This is a genomic window from Streptomyces sp. NPDC088747, assembly GCF_044751025.1.
Taxonomy (GTDB): Bacteria; Actinomycetota; Actinomycetes; order Streptomycetales; family Streptomycetaceae; genus Streptomyces.
Window position 1 is genome coordinate 1 of record NZ_JBIVKZ010000021.1, and the last position, 22,427, is coordinate 22,427.

The 22,427-nt window shown below is 70.3% G+C and carries 19 protein-coding genes and 2 pseudogenes; 10 read left to right on the forward strand and 11 right to left on the reverse strand.

The window, feature by feature from the left end; translation table 11 throughout:
• The 3 genes from ACIP79_RS35940 to glgB form a co-directional block, all read left to right on the forward strand.
• Positions 1-228 (forward strand): alpha-glucosidase C-terminal domain-containing protein (locus ACIP79_RS35940; protein ID WP_401230440.1); only part of this gene is annotated, 228 nt, incomplete at its 5' end.
• A 66-nt stretch (positions 229-294) separates the two neighbouring features.
• The gene (locus tag ACIP79_RS35945) at positions 295-1,668 is read left to right on the forward strand and encodes a phosphotransferase (protein WP_401230442.1); all 1,374 of its coding nucleotides are present in this window, start codon (positions 295-297) and stop codon (positions 1,666-1,668) included.
• A gap of 1 nt (position 1,669) precedes the next feature.
• The gene (gene glgB / locus ACIP79_RS35950; RefSeq protein ID WP_401230445.1) at positions 1,670-3,955 is read left to right on the forward strand and encodes a 1,4-alpha-glucan branching enzyme; all 2,286 of its coding nucleotides are present in this window, start codon (positions 1,670-1,672) and stop codon (positions 3,953-3,955) included.
• A gap of 9 nt (positions 3,956-3,964) precedes the next feature.
• On the opposite strand, the gene ACIP79_RS35955 is transcribed toward glgB, so the two are convergent.
• Positions 3,965-4,753, reverse strand: coding sequence for a PIG-L deacetylase family protein (locus tag ACIP79_RS35955; RefSeq protein WP_401230448.1), 789 nt, complete (start codon positions 4,751-4,753; stop codon positions 3,965-3,967).
• Between the two features lie 229 nt (positions 4,754-4,982).
• On the opposite strand from ACIP79_RS35955, the gene ACIP79_RS35960 reads away from it, so the two are divergent.
• Entirely contained in the window at positions 4,983-5,876 is an 894-nt protein-coding gene (locus tag ACIP79_RS35960) for a Gfo/Idh/MocA family protein (RefSeq protein ID WP_401230451.1), read from the forward strand.
• A gap of 113 nt (positions 5,877-5,989) precedes the next feature.
• Positions 5,990-6,931 (forward strand): ATP-dependent DNA ligase, encoded by a 942-nt coding sequence (locus ACIP79_RS35965; protein WP_401230454.1) that lies wholly within the window; start codon positions 5,990-5,992, stop codon positions 6,929-6,931.
• A gap of 15 nt (positions 6,932-6,946) precedes the next feature.
• On the opposite strand, the gene ACIP79_RS35970 is transcribed toward ACIP79_RS35965, so the two are convergent.
• The 4 genes from ACIP79_RS35970 to ACIP79_RS35985 all read right to left on the reverse strand — a co-directional run bounded on the left by ACIP79_RS35970 (position 6,947) and on the right by ACIP79_RS35985 (position 10,342).
• Positions 6,947-7,324 (reverse strand): DUF6479 family protein, encoded by a 378-nt coding sequence (locus ACIP79_RS35970; protein WP_401230456.1) that lies wholly within the window; start codon positions 7,322-7,324, stop codon positions 6,947-6,949.
• Positions 7,325-7,444: 120 nt separating this feature from the next.
• On the reverse strand, positions 7,445-8,263 hold the full coding sequence (locus ACIP79_RS35975; protein WP_387186693.1) for a methyltransferase domain-containing protein: 819 nt from the start codon (positions 8,261-8,263) through the stop codon (positions 7,445-7,447).
• Between the two features lie 37 nt (positions 8,264-8,300).
• Positions 8,301-9,611: an MFS transporter gene (locus ACIP79_RS35980; protein ID WP_401230459.1), complete on the reverse strand. Its 1,311-nt coding sequence runs from the start codon at positions 9,609-9,611 to the stop codon at positions 8,301-8,303.
• Between the two features lie 119 nt (positions 9,612-9,730).
• Positions 9,731-10,342, reverse strand: a complete 612-nt coding sequence (locus tag ACIP79_RS35985) for a LysE/ArgO family amino acid transporter (RefSeq protein ID WP_401230461.1) — start codon at positions 10,340-10,342, stop codon at positions 9,731-9,733.
• Positions 10,343-10,408: 66 nt separating this feature from the next.
• On the opposite strand from ACIP79_RS35985, the gene ACIP79_RS35990 reads away from it, so the two are divergent.
• The gene (locus ACIP79_RS35990; protein WP_401230463.1) at positions 10,409-11,320 is read left to right on the forward strand and encodes a LysR family transcriptional regulator ArgP; all 912 of its coding nucleotides are present in this window, start codon (positions 10,409-10,411) and stop codon (positions 11,318-11,320) included.
• 214 nt (positions 11,321-11,534) lie between these two features.
• A complete protein-coding gene (locus tag ACIP79_RS35995) occupies positions 11,535-14,072 on the forward strand; it encodes a SpoIIE family protein phosphatase (protein ID WP_401230465.1) in 2,538 nt (845 codons plus the stop codon).
• A gap of 95 nt (positions 14,073-14,167) precedes the next feature.
• Here the strand turns inward: ACIP79_RS35995 and ACIP79_RS36000 are convergent.
• Both ACIP79_RS36000 and ACIP79_RS36005 read right to left on the reverse strand, forming a co-directional pair.
• Positions 14,168-14,389: pseudogene (locus ACIP79_RS36000) on the reverse strand (aldo/keto reductase); the annotation flags it as partial.
• A 259-nt stretch (positions 14,390-14,648) separates the two neighbouring features.
• A complete protein-coding gene (locus tag ACIP79_RS36005; protein ID WP_401230467.1) occupies positions 14,649-15,221 on the reverse strand; it encodes an RICIN domain-containing protein in 573 nt (190 codons plus the stop codon).
• A gap of 328 nt (positions 15,222-15,549) precedes the next feature.
• On the opposite strand from ACIP79_RS36005, the gene ACIP79_RS36010 reads away from it, so the two are divergent.
• The 3 genes from ACIP79_RS36010 to ACIP79_RS36020 all read left to right on the forward strand — a co-directional run bounded on the left by ACIP79_RS36010 (position 15,550) and on the right by ACIP79_RS36020 (position 18,504).
• Positions 15,550-16,098: a phosphatase PAP2 family protein gene (locus ACIP79_RS36010; RefSeq protein ID WP_401230470.1), complete on the forward strand. Its 549-nt coding sequence runs from the start codon at positions 15,550-15,552 to the stop codon at positions 16,096-16,098.
• Positions 16,099-16,735: 637 nt separating this feature from the next.
• Entirely contained in the window at positions 16,736-17,467 is a 732-nt protein-coding gene (locus ACIP79_RS36015; protein ID WP_401230472.1) for a hypothetical protein, read from the forward strand.
• A gap of 437 nt (positions 17,468-17,904) precedes the next feature.
• Positions 17,905-18,504, forward strand: coding sequence for a hypothetical protein (locus ACIP79_RS36020; protein WP_401230475.1), 600 nt, complete (start codon positions 17,905-17,907; stop codon positions 18,502-18,504).
• A 119-nt stretch (positions 18,505-18,623) separates the two neighbouring features.
• Here ACIP79_RS36020 and ACIP79_RS36025 read toward each other — a convergent pair whose 3' ends face one another.
• The 4 genes and pseudogenes from ACIP79_RS36025 to ACIP79_RS36040 all read right to left on the reverse strand — a co-directional run.
• On the reverse strand, positions 18,624-18,854 hold the full coding sequence (locus ACIP79_RS36025; RefSeq protein WP_401230477.1) for a hypothetical protein: 231 nt from the start codon (positions 18,852-18,854) through the stop codon (positions 18,624-18,626).
• A 58-nt stretch (positions 18,855-18,912) separates the two neighbouring features.
• Positions 18,913-20,376 carry an oxygenase MpaB family protein gene (locus tag ACIP79_RS36030; protein WP_401230479.1) on the reverse strand — a complete coding sequence of 488 codons (1,464 nt, stop codon included), beginning with the start codon at positions 20,374-20,376 and terminating at the stop codon, positions 18,913-18,915.
• A complete protein-coding gene (gene uppS / locus ACIP79_RS36035) occupies positions 20,373-21,086 on the reverse strand; it encodes a polyprenyl diphosphate synthase (protein WP_401230482.1) in 714 nt (237 codons plus the stop codon). The genes ACIP79_RS36030 and uppS overlap by 4 nt, the downstream gene beginning before the upstream one ends.
• An 877-nt stretch (positions 21,087-21,963) precedes the next feature.
• Positions 21,964-22,350: pseudogene (locus ACIP79_RS36040) on the reverse strand (aldo/keto reductase); the annotation flags it as partial.
• Between the last annotated feature and the right edge of the window lie 77 nt (positions 22,351-22,427).

Here is a 22,427-nt window from a genome sequence, read left to right on the forward strand (position 1 = left end):
GAATACAAGGACGACCTCGTCCTGTGCGTCCACAACTTCTCCCGCTTCGCCCAACCCACCGAACTCGACCTCAGCGCCTTCAACGGCAGGCATCCCGTCGAGCTGATCGGCGGGGTCCGCTTCCCCGCCATCGGTGAACTCCCCTATCTGCTGACCCTCGCGGGCCACGGCTTCTACTGGTTCCGGCTCCGCCGCGCGGTGGCCCCCAGCATCATCAGGCGTGCCTGACCGCGCCCCGTTCATCCCGGCCAAGTGCCCCGCAAAGACCGCCTGTCCCTGAAAGGACGTGTCGCCATGCAGCAGACCGCGCCGCACCGTCCGAGCGGCCTCGGCCCCGCTCCGCTGCTCACCTCGCTCGCCGAGCTGCTGCGCGCATGGCTGCCACGGCAGCGCTGGTTCGCGGGCAAGGGCCGCCCCGTCACGGATCTGACGCTGGTGTCGACGACCGAGCTGTACCCGGGGTGCCTGCACCTCCTGGTCCGCACCGAACACTTCGCGCTGCCCGCCCACGGCGGCACCGCCGCTCCGCCGCCGGACGACTGCTACCAGCTGCTCCTGGGCGTGGGGAAGGCCCTGCCGCCCAGCCTGGCGCACGCCGTCATCGGGCGCCCGAGCGCGGGTCCGCTCGCCGATCTGGTCGTGTACGACGCCCTCCACGACCCCAAGGCGGCGGGGATGCTGCTGGAGCGGCTGCGCACGCCGGGAACCGCCGGCCCCCTGCGGTTCGAACGCGACCCGCGGGTCGAGGTGCCCGGCGGGCTCACCCCGCGCCTCCTGGACGCCGAACAGTCCAACTCCTCGCTGGTGTACGGGGATTCGTTCATCCTCAAGGTCTTCCGCCGCGTCCAGAGCGGCATCAACCCGGACCTGGAGGTCCCGTCGGCGCTCGCCAGGCAGGGCTGCACCCGGGTCCCCGCCCCCGCCGCCTGGATCCGGACCTCGCACCCGCGCGAGGCCACGCTCGGAGTGCTCCAGCCGTTCCTGCGCGAGGCCGACGACGGCTGGACCCTGGCGCTCCAGTCCCTCACCTCGGGACGGGAGTTCACCGACGAGGCGTACGAACTGGGGCGCGCCACCGCGGAGGTGCATCTCGCCCTGGCCACCGCCTTCCCCGTCGACGCGCCGAGCCGACGCCAGAACCGGCGGCTCGCGGAGGGCATGACCGAGCGGCTCGACGCCGCCGCGCGCTCCGTGCCCGAACTGCGGCCGTACGCGTCCGGGCTGCGGTCCGCCTTCGACACGCTCGCCGCCCTCGACCCGGCGGTCCGTCCCGCCCAGCGCATCCACGGTGACCTGCACCTCGGACAGGTACTGCGGGCCGGCCGGGAGTGGTCGGTCATCGACTTCGAGGGTGAGCCGGCCCGCCCGCTCGCCGAGCGCCGCCGCGTGCAGTCGCCCATACGGGATGTCGCGGGCATGCTGCGCTCCTTCGACTATGCCGCCCGGTCCCGCCACCCGTGGCGTCCGCAGTGGGCGCTTCGGTGCCGGGAGTCCTTCTGCGCCGGTTACGCCGCCGAGGCGGCATGGGACCCGCGCGACGAGCTTGAACTGCTGCGCGCCTACGAGACCGACCGGGCCGTGTACGAAGTGCTGTACGAGGCCCGGCACCGCCCCGACTGGCTGCCCGTGCCCATGGCCGCGGTCGAACGACTCGCGGAAGGCGGCTGAGATGCGCAGGGCGACGATCCCCACCGATGTTCCCCATCCCCTTGAGGAGGCTGAAGCCGTGACAGTCCGCACCGCATCGGTCGGCGTTCGGCCGGCCCCTTCGCTCGACGCGTCGATCGACGTCTCACTGGACCCGACCGACCGGGCACGCCTGTTGTCGGGCGCCCACCACGATCCGCACGCGCTGCTCGGCGCGCACCCGGTCGCGGACGGCGTCCTGTTCCGCGCGCTGCGCCCGCACGCCCAGGCCGTGGCCGTGCTGGTGAACGGGCAGCGCAGTGAGCTGGAGGACATCGGTGACGGGCTCTTCTCCGGCGTACTGCCGCTCGACACGATCCCCGAGTACACGCTGTCGGTCACGTACTCGGGCGCGGAGCTCGAGGTCCAGGACCCGTACCGCTTCCTGCCCGCGCTCGGCAGACTCGATCTGCATCTGATCCACGAAGGGCGCCACGAGGAACTGTGGAGGGCCCTGGGCGCCCACCCGATGATCCACGAAGGGGTCGCCGGCACCCGCTTCACCGTGTGGGCGCCGAACGCCCAAGGGGTCAGGGTCTGCGGGGAGTTCTGCCACTGGGACGGCTCCGCGGGATTTCCGATGCGCTCGCTCGGCGCCAGTGGGGTGTGGGAGCTCTTCCTCCCCGGGATGGGCGAGGGTGAGCTCTACAAGTTCGACATCACCCGGCCCGACGGCTCCCGGACCCTGCGCGCGGACCCGATGGCCCGGCGCACCGAGGTCCCGCCCAACACGTCATCGATCGTCACGGCGTCGTCCCATACGTGGGAGGACACCGACTGGATGGCGGACCGGGGCTCACGTGCGGTGCACGAGGCGCCGTTCTCGGTCTACGAGATCCACCTCGCCTCCTGGCGACCAGGCCTGACGTACCGTCAACTCGCGGAGCAGCTCCCCGCGTACGTCTCCGACCTCGGCTTCACCCACGTGCAGTTCATGGCGGTGGCGGAGCATCCCTTCGGCGGGTCGTGGGGCTACCAGGTCACCGGCTTCTACGCCCCGACCGCCCGCCTCGGCACCCCCGACGACTTCAAGTACCTCGTCGACGCCCTGCACCGGGCCGGCATCGGCGTCCTCATGGACTGGGTCCCCGCGCACTTCCCGCGCGACGACTGGGCATTGGCCGAGTTCGACGGACGCCCCCTCTACGAGCACGAGGACCCGCTGCGCGCCGCCCACCCCGACTGGGGCACCCTCGAGTTCGACTACGGACGCCGCGAGGTCCGCAACTTCCTCGTCGCCAACGCCACCTACTGGTGCGAGGAGTTCCACATCGACGGCCTGCGCGTCGACGCCGTCGCCTCCATGCTCTACCTCGACTACTCCCGCGAAGCCGGCCAGTGGACCCCCAACGAACACGGCGGGCGCGACAACCCGGACGCCGTCGCCTTCCTCCAGGAGATGAACGCCACCGTCTACCGCCGCAACCCCGGCGTCGTCACCATCGCCGAGGAGTCCACCGCCTGGGACGGTGTCACCCGCCCGACCTCGGAGGGCGGCCTCGGCTTCGGGCTGAAGTGGAACATGGGCTGGATGCACGACTCACTCGAGTACGTGCAGCACGAGCCGATCCACCGCAAGTACCACCACAACGAGATGACGTTCTCGATGATGTACGCCTACAGCGAGAACTACGTCCTGCCGATCTCGCACGACGAGGTCGTGCACGGCAAGCGCTCGCTCGTCTCCAAGATGCCCGGCGACTGGTGGCAGCAGCGCGCCACCCTGCGCGCCTACCTCGCCTTCATGTGGGCCCACCCCGGCAAGCAACTCCTCTTCATGGGGCAGGAGTTCGCCCAGGGCGATGAGTGGGACGAAGCGCACGGACCCGACTGGTGGCTCCTCGACCCCGCCTACGGCGCCGAGCCCGGCCACCGGGGCGTCCAGGATCTCGTCCGTGATCTGAACGCCGTCTACCGCGACGAGGCCGCCCTCTGGGAACGCGACACCGACCCGTCCGGCTTCACCTGGATCGTCGGCGACGCCGCCGACGACAACGTCTTCGCCTTCATGCGCCACGCCGCCGACGGCACCCCGCTTCTCGCCGTCACCCACTTCTCCCCCGCGGTCCGCCACGACTACCTCATCGGCGTTCCCGAGGACATCCCCACCTGGCAGGAAGTCCTCAACACCGACTCCCTGCGCTACGGCGGCAGCGACGTCACCAACCCCGACCCGCTCAAAGCCGAACCCCACCCCACCCACGGCCGGCCCGCGGGCATCCGGCTCACCCTCCCACCGCTCGCCACCATCTGGCTCCGCCCCGCGTAGGGCATGCCCCTACACCCAGGGCGGCGGGCCCTCGGGAACGAGCTGGTGGACATCGAAGAGAACCGCCGACTCGACACCGAGGGCCGGACCGCCCATTCCCGCGGCCCAGGTGAGGAACGGCCGGGGTTCGAAGGCACCGGCGCCGAGGCCCTTGGTGTACTCGGCGTGGGCCTCCAGCGAGGCGATCCCCCGCTCCAAGGCGTCGCCCGTGACGTCCACGGCGTGGGTGGGCCGCTCGGGGCCCGCGAAGCACACCATGCGAATCCCGTTCCAGGGTTCGAGCCCCTCTTCGGCCAGTTCCGGGAAGATCCATCGGTTGCCCGCGTCCCGTGCCGCGTCCAGGGTGGCCAGGCCCACCGCACGGTGGTCCGCCTGGTTGGTGAGGCCGCCGATCATACGTACGGTGAACGCGCCCGACACCACGATCTCGGGCCGGAGACGGCGCATCGCCCGCACGATCTCACGCCGCAGGGCGGGCCCGTACTCGACGACGCCGTCGCGGTGATCGAGGAACTCGACCGTGTCGACGCCGACCTCACGGGCCCCGGCCCGCTCCTCCGCCTCCCGCAGCGGCGCCGCCCGGTCCGGGTGCAGGCTGTCGATGCCGGCTTCGCCACGGGTCGCCAGCAGGTAGGTGACGCTCTTGCCCTGCGCGGTCCAGCGGGCGACGGCGCACGCGGTGCCGTACTCGATGTCGTCCGGGTGGGCGGCCACGGCCAGACATCGCTGCCAGTCCTCCGGGAGTGCGGGAAGCGAGGGGTCGCCCGCGGCGCCCGGTTTGTCCTGTGTGGGATTCATGCACCAGATGATGACGTGACACACGCCGTCGCCGACAGAGGCGCGAGGAGGCCCTTTCCGCACGCCGGTGCACGCCACACCGAACCCCGCGCGGTCGGCCCCGGGTGAATCGCCGCGTGAATGCCCGCGTGAGCACCGCTGCCGCTTTCGCGCCAATGACCACCCCCCTGGTTCCAGCCCTCCGCGTCGTGATGAAGTTGGTGCGCTCACACCGCAAAGGAGATCTCTCGTGACCGGCGCTTCTCTTCCCTGGACCCATTCACCAGTCAAGGTCGGGCTCGTCGGCGCCGGGCCATGGGCGCGCGGCGTGCACGCGCGCGTGCTCGCCGCCGGACCCGAGACGCAGCTGACCGCGGTGTGGGCGCGCCGCGCCGAGGCGGCCCAGGAGACGGCCGCGCCCTACGGAGCCGAGGTCGTCGCGAGCTTCGAGGAGCTGCTCGACACCTGCGAAGCGGTCGCCTTCGCGGTTCCACCCTTCGTCCAGGCGGAACTCGCCTGTCGTGCCGCCGCGGCCGGCAAGGCGCTGCTGCTGGAGAAGCCGCTCGCGATGGACCTGCCGTCCGCGCAACGTCTCGTGGACGCCGTCGACACGGCGGGCGTCGTCTCCCAGGTCGTCCTGACGAGTCGTTACAACCCGGCCACCCGGCGGTTCCTGGCGGCGGCCCGGAGCGTCGAGGCCGTTGGAGCCCGGGCGTGCATGGTGACCGGCGCCTTCCTCGGCGGCGAGTTCGCGACGCCCTGGCGCCTCGAACACGGGGCGCTGCTGGACCTCGGACCGCACGTTCTCGACCTGCTCGACGCGGCGATGGGGCCCATCGTGCGGGTGCGCGGCACCGGAGACCCTCGCCGTTGGATCGAGCTCACCTGCGAACACGCGAGCGGTGCGGTGAGCCAGGCCTCGCTGTCGGGATCGGTGAACGTCGAGAACGGCATCACCCGGATCGAGCTGTTCGGCCCGCATCCCGAGCTCGTGTACGACGGCGCCGACATCGACCACGAGGAGAGCCTGCCCGTGCTGCGCCGGGAGTTCGCCACCGCCGTACGCACGGGCAAGTCAGGTGAGCTCGACGTGCACCGCGGACTCCACCTTCAGACCCTGATGGCCCAGGCGATGGAGGGATAGGCGGCAGCCGGGCTCACAGGGCGACGCCGTTCAGGCGAAAGGGCGCGCGGGGACGAGTGGTCGCCTCGGCGGCTGTCGACAAGACACCTGTGAGACTGCCCCGGATCGCTCCCATGCTCGCCACCCCCGGCGTCCTGCCGCCCGCCGCGCAGGACGATCGGTGGGCGTACGAGACCAAGCACGACGGCCAGCGTGCCGTGATCTATCTGCCCGGGGACGGCAGCGTCGTACTGCGTGCGCGGTCGGGGGAGGACATCACGACCGCGTACCCGGAACTCGGTGCGCTGGGCGGCGCCCTCGGCGAGACGCCGGCGATCCTGGACGGTGAGGTGCTGGTCCTGGACGAGCAGGGCCGCGGCGACTTCCAGCTCCTGCAGTCCCGTATGGGGCTGGCCCGGTCCCCCGCCAAGGCCGCCCAGCGCGCGGCGCGGACACCCGCGCACCTCGTCCTCTTCGACGTCATGCGGCTGCGGGACGACCTGACCTCACTCGCGTACGTCCGGCGGCGGCGGGCGCTGGAGGGGCTCGCTCTCAGCGGGCCGTTCTGGTCGACGCCGACCGCGCTCGTCGGACACGGGGACCTGGCTCTGCGGGCGACGAGCGAGAGCGGCCTGGAGGGGCTGGTGTGCAAGCGGCTGGACTCGGTGTACGAGCCGGGGGTGCGCTCACGCGCCTGGATCAAGATTCGCAACGTACGGGCCGTCGATGTCATCGTCGGCGGCTGGGTTCCCGGCCGAGGGCGGCTGTCCGGGCTGCCCGGCGCCGTGCTCGTGGGGATGCGTCACGCGGGGCGGCTGCGCTATGCCGGGAGTGTGGGGACCGGCTGGAGCGAGGCCGAGCGGTCGGAACTCGCCGGGCTGCTGCGAGCCGCCGAGACCGACACCTGTCCTTTCGACGGCGTCCCCCCGGTGAGCGGTGCCCGCTGGGTGTCGCCCCGGCTCGTCGGCGAGGTCCGCTACAGCACCTTCACGAGAGCCGGGCTGCTGCGACAGCCTTCGTGGCTGCGCCTCCGGCCCGACCTGGCTCCCAAGGACTCGGCGGCTGATCTTCCCTGAGGGCGGCGTCCGGGCTCACACCCGGTCCGAACCCTCCGGGCCGGTGCCGCCGCTGTCGCGACCGGAGCCGGCGCCCCAGCGCCGCCGGTTCTGGTCGTCGGCGTGCTTGCTCCCCGAAGCGTGCATCTGGGTCGGCTTGAGCCGCTCGCTCTCGTTCGCGGCGTGCGGCACCTCGTCCGGTTCCCGCCGTTCCCGCATCTCATGGGTCGGACCGGACGGAGGAAGAGTGGGCTGTTCTTCCGGTGTGGGCCGCGGCGGCTCCTGGCCCCGCACCTTGATGCCCAGCCGGACGGCCCAGATGAGGCCGGCGACGATGATGAGCCCCCCGATGAAAGCCGCGCCCGCCTTCATCGTCCCGCTCGCCGCAATGAGTTCGTAGCTCGCCGTGTTCATTTTGCTCGGGTACCCGCAATAGCGGTGAAAAATCCGCGGAGTACTCCGTTCGGCGACGCACGATCAGCCATATTCCGTCGAAATTCCGTCGAACGCTCTTATTCGCCGAAAGCGCTGTCTCTACCAGGGCCGGTGCGCGACCGCTCCGAACATCGTCACCGACATGTGCAGCGCTCCCCGCTCGGCGGCCTCCGTGATGTCCAGGTACAGGAGGTCGCGCTGTGCCTCGGTGATGAGTTCGCGGCGTACGGCGGAGTCGCCCAGCATGCGGATCAGTGGCCAGGCCACGGAGGTGTGGTCCTGGAGGAGCGCCTGTGATCCGCGGTCGTCGATCACCAGTCCGGCGGCCGTCAGCCGGCCGACCAGTTTGCGTCCGGAGTAGGGATCCGCCGCCGCGTCCAGCGCGCCCGAGGTGATCGCCGCGACGATCTCGGGGTCGCCGGGGTGCAGGATCGTGGTCGCCCAGTCGGTGTCGAGGAGAGCGACACGGCCGCCGGGGCGCAGCACCCGCGCGATCTCGGCGACGGCCTTCTCCGGCTCCAGGAGGTGCTGGAGGACCCGCTCGCACCACACGATGTCGACCGAGGAGTCGGGCAGGTGCAGGGTGAGCGCGTCGCCGTCCACGAAACGGGCCTGGCTGCCGGTCTCGACCGCGCGCTGCTCGGCGACCATACGGAGCCCGGCGTTCGGCTCGATGCCCAGCACCTCGCCGTACGGGGCGACGGCGGCCGCCAGTGCCTGGGTCTGCGATCCGGTGCCCGCGCCGATGTCGATCGCACGCTCGCCGGGGCGGGCGGCGACCGCGGTGTGCGCCCACGCGCGCAACCGCCCGACGCCGTCGTTCGTGTCCTGGGCGTCCAGGGCCGCCACCAGCCGTGCGACGCTCTCGACGGTGATGTTGCGCGCGTGGAAGTCCGAGGTAGGTCTTGTGTCCCCCATGGCGGTCACTCTATGACCAATCCGGGGAGCTCCGCGGTCAGATCGTGTAACGCCTCAGAGCCGGTGTGGCCGTGGCCAGCACGAGCGTGGCGGCGATCACCAGCAGCCCGCCGCCCACGACGGCGGCCCGGGCCCCGAAGAGCGAGCCCGCGGTGCCGTGCAGGACGTCGGCGAGACGGGGGCCGCCCGCGACGACGACGGTGAACACGCCCTGCATACGGCCGCGCATCTCGTCGGTCGCGGCGGAGAGCAGGATCGCCCCGCGGAAGACCATGGACACCATGTCGGCGACTCCGGCCGCGGCGAGGAAGGCCACCGCCGCCCAGAGACTGGTGCTCAGCCCGAACCCGGTGATGGCGGCTCCCCAGGCCACCACCGCGGCGATGACCATCAGTCCGTGCCGGCGGATCCGGGAGAACGTGCCCGAGGACAGGCCGCCGAGCACCGCGCCGATGGGGATCGCCGCGAAGAGCAGGCCGAGCGCGAGGCCTTCGCCGTAGGGAGCGAACGTCTGGGCCGCGAGTTGCGGGAAGAGGGCGCGGGGCATGCCGAAGACCATGGCGATGATGTCGGCGAGGAAGGACAGCAGCAGCACCTTGTGCCCGGCGATGTAACGGAAACCGGCGGCGACCTCACGCCATCCGGCCCGCTTGGACGCCGCGGCCGACAGCGGCGGCAGCGCGGGAAGCCGTACGACCGCCCACACGGTGACGCACAGGGCGACGGCGTCGATCAGGTAGAGCTCGGCCAGGCCGATGACGGGGATGAGCGCGCCGGCCAGCAGTGGTCCGGCGACCAGGCCCGTCTGCATGACGGTGGAGCCGAGCGCGTTGGCCGCGGGCAGTTCGTCCTTGGGAACGAGGCGGGCGATGGAGGCCTGGCGGGCCGGGGAGTTCAGGCCGAAGAACGCCTGCTGGAGAGCGAGCAGCACCATCAGCACGAGCACCGAGCCGAGTCCGGTGGCGGCCTGTACCCAGAAGAGGACGGACGTGACGGCCATGCCGGTGTTGGTGACGAGGAGCAGTTTGCGCCGGTCCACGCTGTCGGCGATCGCGCCGCCCCACAGGGCGAAGACCACCAGGGGCAGCAGGCCGGCGATGCTCGCGTAGCCGACCCAGGCCGAGGAGCCGGTGATGTCGTAGATCTGCTTGGGCACGGCGACCGCGGTGAGCTGGCTGCCGACGGCCGTGACGATGGTCGAGGACCACAGGCGGCGGAACGCCGGGCGTCGCAGCGGCCGGGTGTCCATCGCCCAGCGGCGCCATCCGCTTCTGTCCGCGGGCACCGGTCCCGGTGTCCGGTCGTCCGCCGCGGGATCGCTGTCCGTGTCGCTCTTGCTGGTGTCCACGCTCGTCCTGGTTGCTCGTTACATCTTTTTCCTTGCAGGGATCACTATGACCGAGCGGAAGGCGTGTTCGCCGACGGGGTTCGGCCTCGGACGCCCTGCCCCGGTGGTGTGCGGTGGGGTCAGGCTTCCGCGATCAGCATCGCGCCCATGGCGAGCATCGTCGTGGCGACCAGGCCGTCCAGCACGCGCCAGGACGACGGCCGGGCCAGGAAGCGGCTGAGCAGCCGGGCCCCGAACCCGAGCGCGGCGAACCAGCAGAGGCTGGCCAGCACCGCTCCGAGACCGAAGGTCCAGCGTGCCGGGCCGCGGTCGGCGGCGAGGGAGCCGACCAGGAACACGGTGTCCAGGTAGACGTGCGGATTGAGCCAGGTCAGCGCCAGACAGGTGAGCAGGACGCGGCGCCGTGAGCCCGTCGGTGTGGCCGCCGCCTCCAGGGCCGAGGGGCGCAGCACCCGTCGCGCGGCGAGGAATCCGTAGCAGACCAGGAACGTGCCGCCGATCAGACCTACCGCGGTGAGCGCCGCGGGCCAGGCCACGACCACGGCGCCGACCCCGCCGACGCCCAGGGCTATGAGGGCCGCGTCGGACAGCGCGCAGATCCCGACCACGGCGAGTACGGCGTCGCGGCGGATCCCCTGGCGCAGGACGAAGGCGTTCTGCGCGCCGATGGCGACGATGAGGGAGAGACCGGTGCCGAATCCGGCGGCCGCGGTGGTCAGTGCGTGTGTCATGACACCGACGCTAGAAAGCAGATCGTCAAGAGTACAGCTAAAGATTCTTACGTATCATTAGCACGTGTGATGACAGAACTCCCTTTCGATCAGGTCCGCACCCTCCTCTCAGTGGTCGACGAGGGCACTTTCGACGCTGCGGCGGGCGCGCTCCATGTGACGCCGTCGGCGGTCAGTCAGCGGGTCAAGGCGCTGGAGCAGCGCACCGGCCGGGTCCTGCTGACGCGGACGAAGCCGGTGCGCCCGACCGAGTCGGGTGAGGTCGTCGTGCGCTTCGCGCGCCAACTGGCCCGGCTGGAGCTCGACGCGCGTGCCGAGCTGGGTATGACGGGCTCGGGCGGGCCGACACGGTTGTCGATCGCGGTGAACGCCGACTCGCTGGCGACCTGGTTCCTGCCCGCGCTCACCCGGGTGCCGCGAGAGCTCGGGATCTGCTTCGAGCTGCGCCGGGAGGACGAGGACCACACGGCCGCGCTGCTGCGCGAGGGCGTGGTGATGGCGGCGGTGACCTCGTCGCCAGACCCGGTGCCGGGCTGTTCCGTCCGTGCCCTCGGCCGAATGCGGTACCTGCCGACGGCGAGCCCGGGGTTCGCCGAGCGTTGGCTCGGCGCCGGGACGGGCGCGGATCCGCTCGGCCTGATCGCCGATGCCCCGGTGGTGGTCTTCGACCGGAACGACGACTTCCAGGACGACTTCGTCCGCGGCCTGCCGGGCGCGTCCGGCGCGAGCGCGCTGCGCAACCTCGTGCCCACGTCGGAGGGGTTCGTCGCCGCCGTCGCCGCCGGAGTGGGCTGGGGGATGGTGCCCGAGGTGCAGGCCGAACCCCTGCTGCGCACCGGGCAGTTGATCGACCTGGCGCCGGACCGGGGCGTGGAGGTTCCGCTGTTCTGGCAGCAGTGGAAGCTCGACTTCCCCGCGCTCGCCGCGGTGGCCGAGACCGTGGCCGCCGTCGCCGCCGAGACGCTCACGTTCCGGTGACTCCGCGCCGACCCCGATTTCTGAATCACTCGCTTCCGAGCGGCTCCTGAACTCGCGTGCAGCCGGTATCTTCGCGCTGGGCACAACAGACCTCGGCCGCCGGAAGCGACCGGCGCGACCCGTGCCCGGGTGAGCGTCGAGGTGCGGTCAGGGGCCTGTCAGGCGCATTCTTGCTGTGACACCTCCCTGGCAGCGGGCGGACGAGGGCAGACCGATGAGTGGGAGCGCCGAGCGTGCGGGCCAGGCGCTGGACAGCCTGCCCGCCCTGCTGAGCGGGGCAGTGGCGGACGCGGTACGGGCGGCCCGCGGCTTCGCGGGAGGCGTCTACCTGCGTTCGAGCACCCCCGGCCTGCTGCGGATGGCCGTGCTCGCGGGCCTCCCCGGTCAGCTGTTCCGCCCCTGGTGGCGGATGCACGTGGACCTGCCGTTCCCCGTCGCCGACGTCCACCGGCTCGGCGAGGAGGTACTGCTCACCGATGCCACGGAAACGATGCGCCGCTACCCGCAGCTGGCGGCCGGACTGCCGTTCTCGTTCGGTTCCCTGTACGTCCCCGTCGTGGGCGCCTCGACGTCCTTCGGCGTGCTGACGGTGCTGCGCCCCTCGGCCACGGACGCGACCGAGGTGCTGCCGGACCGTGACCGGATGACGGCCGTGGCGGAGGAGCTGGGGGCCGCGCTGGCGGCGCTGGACAAGGACTGGCCCGGAGTCGTCATGTGGGACGACGAGCCGCTGTGCGTGCAGGCGCCCGCCGACGGTCCCTCCGCACGGTGCGTCGGAGGGTTCACCTGGAATCTCTCCGACGGCACGCTCACCGTGGACGACGCACTGTGGGAGCTCCTCGGCACCACCCCCGGCGACTTCGCCGGCACACCGGAGGCCCTGGCCGGCAGGCTCTCCCGGGAGGATCCGCGTCCGCTGCTCACCGCCCTGCGGGAGACCGCCGCCGGCCGGCCGCCCTCCATGCCGCTGCCGGTGCGCACCCGCGACGCCGGGCTGCGGCTGCTGGCACTGTGGACCTCGGGCGCGGCGCCCGGTCCTCCGTTCCGGGTGAGCGGTGTGCTCGTCGATCCGGGTCCGGGACCGGCCGCGGACCGAGCGGCGGATCTCCTGCCGGAGGGGGTGTTCGCACTCGACCGGCTCGGGCTGATCATCTACGCCAACCCGCACGCCGCCGAGCTGCTCGGCCGGACGCGGGCGGAGCTGCTGGGGCGGCCGCTGTGGGAGGCCGTTCCCTGGCTGGACCGGCCGTCGTACCTGGATCATGTGCGCGGTGCCCTGCTGTCACCGGATCCGGTGCACTTCCAGGTCAGACGCCCGCACGGGAACAGTCCCGGGCAGACACCGGGGCGGCACGGCGGTGAGTGGCTCACGATGTCCGTCTACGCCGGACCGGGCACCCTGACCTGCAAGCTCGTGCCCATGGGGCGGGTGGTGGACGCGGCGGGGGCCGACCCGTTCGAGGCGACGGAAGCGGCGGACGAGGCCGACGAGTCGGCGGACGGCACCCCCACGACGGCGGCGCTGTACCGACCCATCGTCCTGGCGATCGCGCTGACCGAGGCGGTGACGGCACGTCAGGTGTCCGAAGTGGTGATGCGCGAGCTGCTGCCCGCGTTCGGCGGACGCAGGCTCGCCATCTATCTGCTCCAGGACCGGCGTATGTACCTGGCCTGGGAGACCGGCTTCCCCGAGGGCTTCCTCGCCCCCTTCGACGGAGTCGGCCTCGACACCAGGCTGCCCGGTGTCGAGACGCTCACCAGCGGCCGTCCGCTCTTCTACGAGTCGATGCAGCAGCTCGTGGCGGCCTACCCCGGCATCGCACTGGACGCCGAGGAGGGCGCCCGCGCCTTCCTGCCGCTGATCGCCTCGGGGCGCCCGGTCGGCTCCTGCATCCTCGGTTTCGACCGTTCCCGCGCCTTCAGCACCGAGGAACGTACGGTGCTGACGGCGCTCGCCGGACTGATCGCCCAGGCCCTGGAGCGGGCCCGGCGCTACGACAACGAGGCGGCGCTCGCGCGCGGACTCCAGGAGGCGCTGCTCCCGCACCGCCTCTCCGCACACCCCCTGGTGACCACCGCCGGACGCTACCTGCCCGGCACCCTGGGCATGGACGTGGGCGGCGACTGGTACGACGTCGTGGAGGCGGGCGACGGGCTGGCCCTGGTCATCGGCGACGTCCAGGGACACGGCGTACAGGCCGCCGCGACCATGGGCCAACTGCGCAGCGCGGTAAGGGCGTTCGCGCTGAGCGACCGGTCACCGGACGAGGTGATGAGCGGCACCAACCGACTCCTCATCGACCTCGATCCGGGCCAGTTCGCGAGCTGTTGCTACGTCCGGCTGGATCCGGTCACGGGTGTCGCGCGGGCCGCCAGGGCGGGGCATCCGCAGCCGCTGCTGCGCCACCCCGACGGCCGTACGGAGGTCCTGGACCTGCCCGGCGGAGTGGTCCTCGGAGTGGATCCGCAGGCCCATTACCCGGTGACCGAACTGCTGCTGGAGCCCAGCGCGGTGCTGGCCCTCTACACGGACGGCCTGGTCGAGCGGCCCGGCACCGACATAGACGAGGGCGTGGAGTCCCTCCGCGCGACCCTGTCCCGGGCGTCCGTGCGGCGCGGCCGGGCGGGCGGGCCCTCCGTGTCCGCCGCGGCCGACCTGCTCACCGCGGAGGCCCGCCAGGCCACCGAGCGCCCGGACGACATCGCCCTCCTGCTCACCACGCTCCGGGCCGCGGGCGAGGGTGGCAGATAGGCCGGAGCGCGCCCGTCAGTGGGCCGTGTCGAGCCGGGCCCGCTGGTCCGCTGGCCCGCTGGTCCGCTGGTCCGCTGGTCCGCTGGTCCGCTGGTCCGCTGGTCCGCCGAGAGTTCCAGGTCCAGGGCCGCCAGGTTCTCCTCCGGTTGCGCCACGGAGGACGCCCCGGCCAGCGGTATCACCGGCAGCGGCCCGCCGATCTGCCAGGCGAGCACCACCTGGTTCACACTCGCGCCGGTCTCCCGCGCCACGTCCCGGAGCACGGCCAGCCTGGTTGGCGTTCCCGGGTGGTCGTGGTCGGAGGGGAACGGCTTGTCCTGTCACGTCTCCGACGGCGGCCCGGGTGGCGGGACGGGCGGTTTTGCTGGTTGCGTACCGCGGCGGGACGGGCGATGAGGCCGCGCTGCCCGCTGACTACCGCAAGATCCTGGCGATCGTGCGGGCTGCCGACGGCCCCGTGCAGGTCAGGGCCGTCGGCGAGGAGTTGGGCCTTGAGGTGACGGTGCGCGGGAAGCTGAAACCGTTGCGGGCGAAGATGACCAAGCTCTTAAGAGAGTCCCCTGCCTCGACGCTTCCTCAGAACCAGGCCTGTGCGGGGTCATTCACCGTGCAGCCAGAGAGATGCATGTATCCGCTGCTGGTGGACAGGCAATCCCCGTCGTATTGGTTTTGGAAAGCGATGCCGTTGGAATATCGGAGCACGTACCAGCTCGCTAGGGTGCTGGCATCGCAAGCACCTCCTACGATGGTGTCGCCTCCGAGAATGTTGTAGGAGAGACAGTCTCCCGTTGCTACGTTCTGCAGCTGCCTGGTGTTGTCGGCCCACACGTGGACTCGCCACTGCTGCCACGGGCCGCCGTTGCAGGGGTAGCTCCGCACTCCATCCGCTCTGTTGTAGTCGAGACACCCATCGTTGGCCCGGTTGCGGAAGGTCTGGATGGGATCGGCTTGAGGGGCTGCCGACGCTGTGCCGACAGTAGTGCTGGCGATCAGGCAGAACGCGGCCACCGCGCCCATGCGGCGCAAGGTGCGAAACATCCGGTAAATCTCCCAGGTGAGAAGCAAGTCCGTCTCGCGGATCGGACTCGGACGAGCGGCTCGGAAGTTCGAGCCGCTGCGAATTCTTCTGATTCCGAGGAGGAGCGTCACTGGTTTCGAACTCCTTCGAAACGACGGACGCGGGCAGGCAGTGGGCCTCATGGTCGGGGGTCGTCCGGGCATCCGCGGTTGCTCCCGGTGGGCGCGTTTCGTGGGCGGCATCTTCCTCTCCCTCTGGCGGTTCGGGGAGCATGCTGGTGAGCTGGTTCTTCCAGGCGTACAGCGCGCCCTGGGCAGCCTGGGTTGTCACGCACGCGTCGCCGTGGTGGGTCGTGGTGTCGACGTAGGTGACAACGCCCGAAGGACGTGCGCCGCCTGTACGGGATCTGACCCGTCGGCCGGCAGGCATGAGCGGTGATCTTCGGGATACTCGCAGGCCATGAGCATTCTGGCAGCAATCCGCAGGACAGACCGGCAGCTGGCCATAAAGCTCGCCGCCGACACCCCGCCCGTCCTGCACCGGACACTGTCAGCGGTGGAAGAGGCCGCGGAGAGCACGAAACTGTGGTGCGGCGCAGCGGCGGTGATGGCCGCGGCCGGTGGGTGGCGCGGCCGGACGGCGGCGACAGCGGGAGTGTCGGCCATGGTGCTGGCGCAGATGGTCTCCAATGGGCTGTGCAAACCGCTCGCCGACCGGGAGCGGCCCCCCGAGCAGTGGTTCCCGCACGACGAGACCAAGGACCGGCCCGAGTCGTCGTCGTTTCCTTCCGGGCACACGGCGGCCGCCATTGCGTTCACCGCGGCCACCGCATCGGCCTGGCCTGCTGCCGGGGCGGTTTGTGCGGTGCCTGCCGCCCTGGTGGCCGTGGAGCGGGTGCAGTCCGGCGCCCACTATCCCAGCGACGTCGCCGCCGGCGCCGCCATCGGTCTGGCCGCCGCCATGCTGGTGCGCCGCGCGCCGCGGCTCGTGCTGCGCTGGTGGAGCTGACTGGCAAGGTCCCGCATGACGGTGAACACCTCCGCCCGGTGCGGCTGAACCACACCGATTGACACTTGGCACATCGTTCGCAGAAGGAACAGGCGCCGGCGCCGCGCTGCAACCGGGGCAGGGTGTTCACCCAGACCACGGTGGCGATGCCCTTCACGTCGGCGGTGAGTGCCTGGCGGCGGTTGTCGAGAAGGTGCTCCTCCTCTCCCGCCAGGCCGATATGCAGCCGTGGGAAGCGCTCCGAGGGGGTGCAGTGGTGGCGCTGCCAGAGCGGGAACGTGCGGCCGTTGGTGGCGCGGGCTCCCTCCCAGACGCGGTGCCCGGCGTATCGCCCGTGGTCCCAGACCTCCTTCGCGAGGCGGGCCTGGGACATGGTGCCGTTTCGGAAAACCTCCTCGTCGGAGCAGGCACGGCCCGCTCCGGACAGTCTTCCCTACGTGCCACGGCGCTTGCCGAACAGTGCCTGGCGCAGGGTCATGTGGATCATCTGTCCGAAGCGATGCTCAACCTCGTGGCCATCAGCCGCCAAGAGACTCGGGACTTCCCCGATTGGGGAAGTCCCGCTCCATCGCAGGGATCCCATGTGGTGAGTCGGTCGTCCGGCTGGTTGTCAGTGGGTCCTGCCACGATGTGCCGCATGCTGAGTCGTGAGGAATTCACGGAAGCCGCGCGCGCGAGCGGGGTTTCACAGGGTGCCGTCGATGAGATTCTGCGGTGCCTGCGGCCGTGCGTAGTGATCAACAGGGACAAAGTGGGTGAGCCGGTCGGCAGGTGGGAGCACGAGGAAGAGGAAGAGATGGTGGTCTTTCTCGACTGTGCCGCTCTTCCGCACCGGCACCTGGACCTGGGGCTCGGGCTTCCCGGTTCGGGTTCTCTGGTGCTGGAGCCCGCGGCGTCACCGCGGTGGCTCCCGGGTTCCTACGCCGACGAGTTGACGGATTCAGAGGAGAGCGGGGAGCTGCACGCCTACGCGGCGTGGACGCTCGCGGAGTGGTACACGTACATCGAGGACAGAGAGCATCCCGCGACGATGCATCCCGCCCTTGAGGAAGCGATGGCGGAGTACCGGCGGTGTCACGGTCCCATGGAGCTGTTGGATAAAGGCTATTTTGCTCCCGACAGATCCCTGCAGCTCGGAGGTGCGATGCTCGTCTTCGCATCTGCGGGTCCGTTGGAGCTCGAAATGATCGATCTCGACGACGACTGGGACTGGAAATTCACTGACGAGGTGGTGCGGAAGGCGTCTTTCTGGAGACTCTTCGCCCATCTCCACCATGACAGCGGCTTCGAGTACCTGTGGCTGGTCCACCGCGAGGACACCGCTATGGAGCGCTACGACGAGATCGAGTGGATGACACATCTCGAATAACACCGCAGCACCAGCCCCTTACTGCTTCACTCCAGCCAGGCCAATCACCTGATATCGACTCAGGAGCTACTCACGCAATCCAACCGGCCGTTATCAAAGCTCCACGTCCCGACCGACACATCCACGTCGAAAAATCATCGCCGTCAAACCGATACAGCTCAACAGGTCTACGTAGCCGGGCGCGCCCTGAACGAAGAAGCGGGTCGGGAAGCCCTCGGGTGTCTGGACGCGATGCTATCGCCTACGCCTTCCCCATGAAGATTTGCCGCCCGGGTCCCGTGTCTGGGATCTTGTCCAGGCGGCGATCTCAAGCAACGCGCTCAGCCGTCGGCGCCACTCGCATCGGCCCCAACCCAGGCCTACTGATGGAGCCATGGCCAAGCCGCGAGCAGCAGATCTTCGGACTGTCCGTGGCCATACGAAGAAGGAGAAATAGCATGAACACCGAAAAAATTATGGCTCGACGCCTTACGGCCGAGGAGGTTTCAGAATTGGACCTCCAGCAGGAGATCTTCGTCTCGGCAGATCTGGACGATCTTTCTCTCGACTGCTACGCTCCGGCTTTCCTCACGAAGCCGGGAAAGTATTTCGATGGAGGATCCTTCATCGCAAGGACAATTTTCGGTAAGGAAATTCATGTTCTTCCGAACAATTCCGAAGAGCATGGGATATGGATTGCCGACGAAGCTGGGGAAGAAATCGAGGTCCTTCAGAGCGCCGGCGTCCTCCTGAACCTCGCTCTCTTCGTGCCCGACGGGAACAAGGAATCTCTGGAGTCGCTCTACACCGCCGCAAGAGAAGCATTCGGCGCGGGAATCGTTCAGCGCTGGAACGAGGAAGTCGTGGCGGTGCCGGACGTCAAGGTCGACCTGTTCGAAGAGCCGGCCCGCGGGCGGAAGAGCACGAGCGGCCAGAACCGCGACCGCCGCGCCTTGGACATCTACCCCACCCGAGTGCGGTTCATGGAGCCCAGCGCCGGCTGGAAGTTCATCGTCGAACCGCACCAGGAAGCCATCGACGACACGCCGACAATCTGAGCTGACAGCAGCCCGGAGAAGGTACGCCGACAGCTGCGATCTCTCACAGTCCGAATTCTGCACGCCCGGTGGTCGCCGCGCAGGCGGGGGTGTTCCGTCGGCGCGGCCCCCCTTCCGCTCTATGTGACGGTGGTCCCCGCGCAGGCGGGGATGTTCCAGTCGGGCATGCGGACCTGGCCACCGCGGCGCCCCCTGCGCGGGCGGGGGTGTTCCCTGCAGGTATGACGACGCCCTTCGAGATTGGTCACCCGCGGCAGCGTCAACTCCTGGACCCCGGCAGGCCAGATGACGCTGCGAGGCTCGGTGAACTGGCAATACGCCAGCACCGCCCGGTTGACCATGATCGTCACAGTTGGATCATGCCCTCAGCCAGGCATGACGCCTCATCCGCTATCACGTACCAACTCGTCAGGCGTCGGCGAGGAGGGGGTCGTACGGGGTGTTCGTGCGGCGGCCCGCCATGAAGGAGACGAAGTCGCCCACGAAGGCGCTCCGGATGTAGGCGCCGTCGGTGGTGGTGAGGTCGCGGTGGAAGGCGGTGCGGAAGAGGGTTCGGTATTCGTGCGCGTCGATGCTCCCGTTGCCGTCCTTGTCGGTGGCGTCGAAGAGGACCTCGGCCACGCGGATGAGCGCGGGGCCGGCGAGGGAGGGGACTGCGGTGGCGTACTCCTCGGCGCTGACGCGGCCGTCGCCGTCCGTGTCGAGAGCGGCCTGGAGCTCGCGCCACCAGGCGGCGAAGGCGTCGTAGAGCCGGGTCTCCTCGGGTTCGTCCAGGTCGAGGCGGGTGGCGAGTTCGCGTGCCATGGCGGCGAGGTCAGGCCAGTCGAGGTGTCCGTCGCCGGTCTGGTCCAGCACTCGGCGGAAGAACTCCTCCGCCGCGCGTCGGTTCTCTTCTGTGCCCGCCGAAGGGACCGGGTCGGGGAGGGTGTCGGCGCTCAGTGGTGTGAGGAGGCGGAGCAGGGCCGATGCCCGCTTCATGCGGGCGCGCAGGGCGGTTACGGTGCGGGCGCGAGGGTCGTCGCTGTCGGGTGAGAGCGAGAGGGCTTCGATGATGCTTTCGGCGTTGATCCAGCCCCTGGGCAGGAATCGGGCGAGCCCGGCGGCGAGGTAGGCGCCTTGCATGAGGGTGGGGGCGCCGGGCATCTCGGGCAGGCCGGCCCGGCGCCGGTAGGGCTCGGGGAGTGAGGCGACAGTGATCGCGCCGAGGAGCGGGCCGGCGACAGCGCGGCCGGCCGCCCACAGTGTCGGCGCGCCGTCGAGCAGCGCAGGGGCGGGCAGGTGGTCGAAGAGCCGGTAGAGAATGATGCGGGCCGCCTCGGTGTTCTCCAGCTCGTTTTCGACGACCCGGTCGAAGTATCGCCAGAAGTCGTGCAGTTCCTCGGGGAGTTCCGCCGCGTCGCCGTCGAGCGCGGCGAGGTAACCGCGGTACTCGGCGTACATCCGCTCCATCGTGTCCTGGTCGAGCGGCTGGCCGCTCAGCCGGCACATCGTGACAGCGCTCTCGAAGAGGGTGGCGACCACCCAGGCGCGGGTCGCGCGGTCCATCGCGTCGTAGGCGCGGCCTTTGGAGTCGGAGCCGCTCATGCGGGCGTGCAGCCGGTTGAGTCGGGCGGCCTCCCGTTCGCGTACCGCCGGGTCGGTGCCGAACATGCGCCGCAAGCTGAGGAAGGTGTTGCGCAGTCGGCGCCAAGGGTGGGCGACGAAAGTGGAGTTGTCGACGAGGGCGGCGCCGATCTGCGGGTGAGCGGCCTCCAGTACGGTGGCGCGGATCACGGCCAGAGCCCAGCGCGGATCGTCGAAAGAGACACTGAACTGCGATTTCGGGCCGAACAGTGAGAACTCGTCGGCCGTACCCGTGGTTTCGGTGGTCATGCTGGGTCTCCGTTCGTCCAGGCGGGCACGCCGCCGAAGCGGCGGTCTCGATGCCGGTAGGTGTTCAGGCAGGCGAGGAAGTCGGGGACCCGGAAGTCCGGCCAGAGCGCGTCGGGGAAAACCCACTCGGCGTAGGCGACCTGCCAGAGCATGAAGTTGGAAATGCGCTGCTCACCGGAGGTGCGGATGACCAGATCCACATCGGGGGTGTCAGGGAAAGGCAGGTGGTCCGCGAAGAGCTTCTCGGTCACCCCCTCGGCGGGCGTCCCGCTACGGATCAGCGACCTTGCCGCCTCGACGATGTCCCGGCGCCCGCCATGATCGAAGGCGACGGTCAGCGTCATGCCCCGGTTGTCAGCGGTCAGTGCCGCCAAGTCGCCGAAGTCCTGGGCGAGTTCACGGGGGATGCGCGGGTCGGTGACCCCGAGGAAACGGCAGCGGATGCCGCGCGCGAGCAGCAGCGGCGCATGCTTGCGCACAACCCGGCGCACCAGACGCATCAGGAATTCGACCTCGGGGCCAGGGCGGTTCCAGTTCTCGGTGGAGAAGGCGTACAGGCTGAGCCACTCCACACCGGCGGCCCGGGCCGCCTCGATGACGTCGATGACGGCGGTCTCCGCGGCCCGGTGACCCGCCGTACGGGGAAGCGAACGCCGCTGCGCCCAACGGCCGTTGCCGTCCATCACGCAGGCCACGTGCCGCGGCCCCATACGCGCCCCCCTGTTCCGTAGCTGCCCGCCGGGTCCGCCAGCGCGCTGTCGCTCGCCCGGCCAGTCCTCCGTCACCGCGCGTGCGCGCGGCACGCCGTGATCCGTCACGCCCCACCCCGTCCGGAGCGGCACGCCCAGAGCAGCACGACCGGCCGAACCGCGCTCGGTCACGCCCACCCAGCCCCGCCGCTCCCGCCTCGGCCGCGCCCCACCGGCGCGTTCCCTTCCGGGAGTCTGACAGCGCGAAAGGGCCCTGACCTGCCGAACGAAGAGCCGTCATCCTTGACTCGTACGATCGAATCCGTCCGAGTACCAGAGCGGTGAACTCACGCACAGGTCCTTGTCACAGCTCCAGTCGATGCGGGTCGGGGCGTGACCGCATCCGAGAATCCGCGAACTCGCGGGCTTCCGAACGGGCTTGGTCCAAGATCCGTAGCGGCGAGAGCGGTCGCGGCGGGGCGAGCGTCGCCTGACCGCCCTCCGTGCCCGGGTCCCGCAAGGCCGGCGAGCCGGGCCGGGCGTGCTTGGAGGAGGTTCCCGCAGACCGTCGGGCGCCGACCCGGAATGGGTCGGCCAGCACGGCCTGGAGATCGTCATGGCGGTGTCTCCGAGTTCCTGTCCTCACCGGGAACCGGCGGGCAAGCGGATCACCGTGACCCTCACCCCTGACGACGACCCCCGCGGGGACTCCGCCGACCGTCAGACCATGTGATCTGTACTGGGCAATACCCCGACCACAAACCCGACCTCGGCAGGTCTCAGCACCGCGCACCCCGCCAGGCCGGCGGGCCGTTGGCCCTGCATGACGTACACGCCGACCAGATCACGGGAGAGACACGGGCCAGGAAACCGGTCACCCGTCGGCTGAGGGGTCAGGATCGGGCGCCTCGCGGATGACCTTCGCGGAGAGGCCCTCGGGGTTGTCGGTGTAGCTGGTGCCGGGGGCCAGCGGCCGGGCGCCGAGCTTGGTGGCGATGACGATCTCGTCGCCGATGCCGCGGCTGCGGCGCCACCGGCCGAGCAGTGTCTCGCTCTGACCGCCCTGGCCGCCGTCGGCCCAGAACATGTAGTTGTCGGACGTGTCGATGAAGTTGCCGTCGGCCTCGACTTAGCGGTCCAGTACGGCGAAGGAGGTCTTCTCGTCCGTCAGCGAGCCGAACAGCATGGCGCCGAGCGCGAGCACGCTCACCTCACGGCGGGTACTCGGGTCGGTGCCGATCGTGCGGACTTCATGGGGTTCCCGTCCCGTTCGAGCCCGGCAGATCCGCGGGCTCGAACGGGAGTCTGGAACTTGAGGAGCACTTGAAGTCAAGTGCTCGCGTGCTTCGGGCCGGAGCCTAA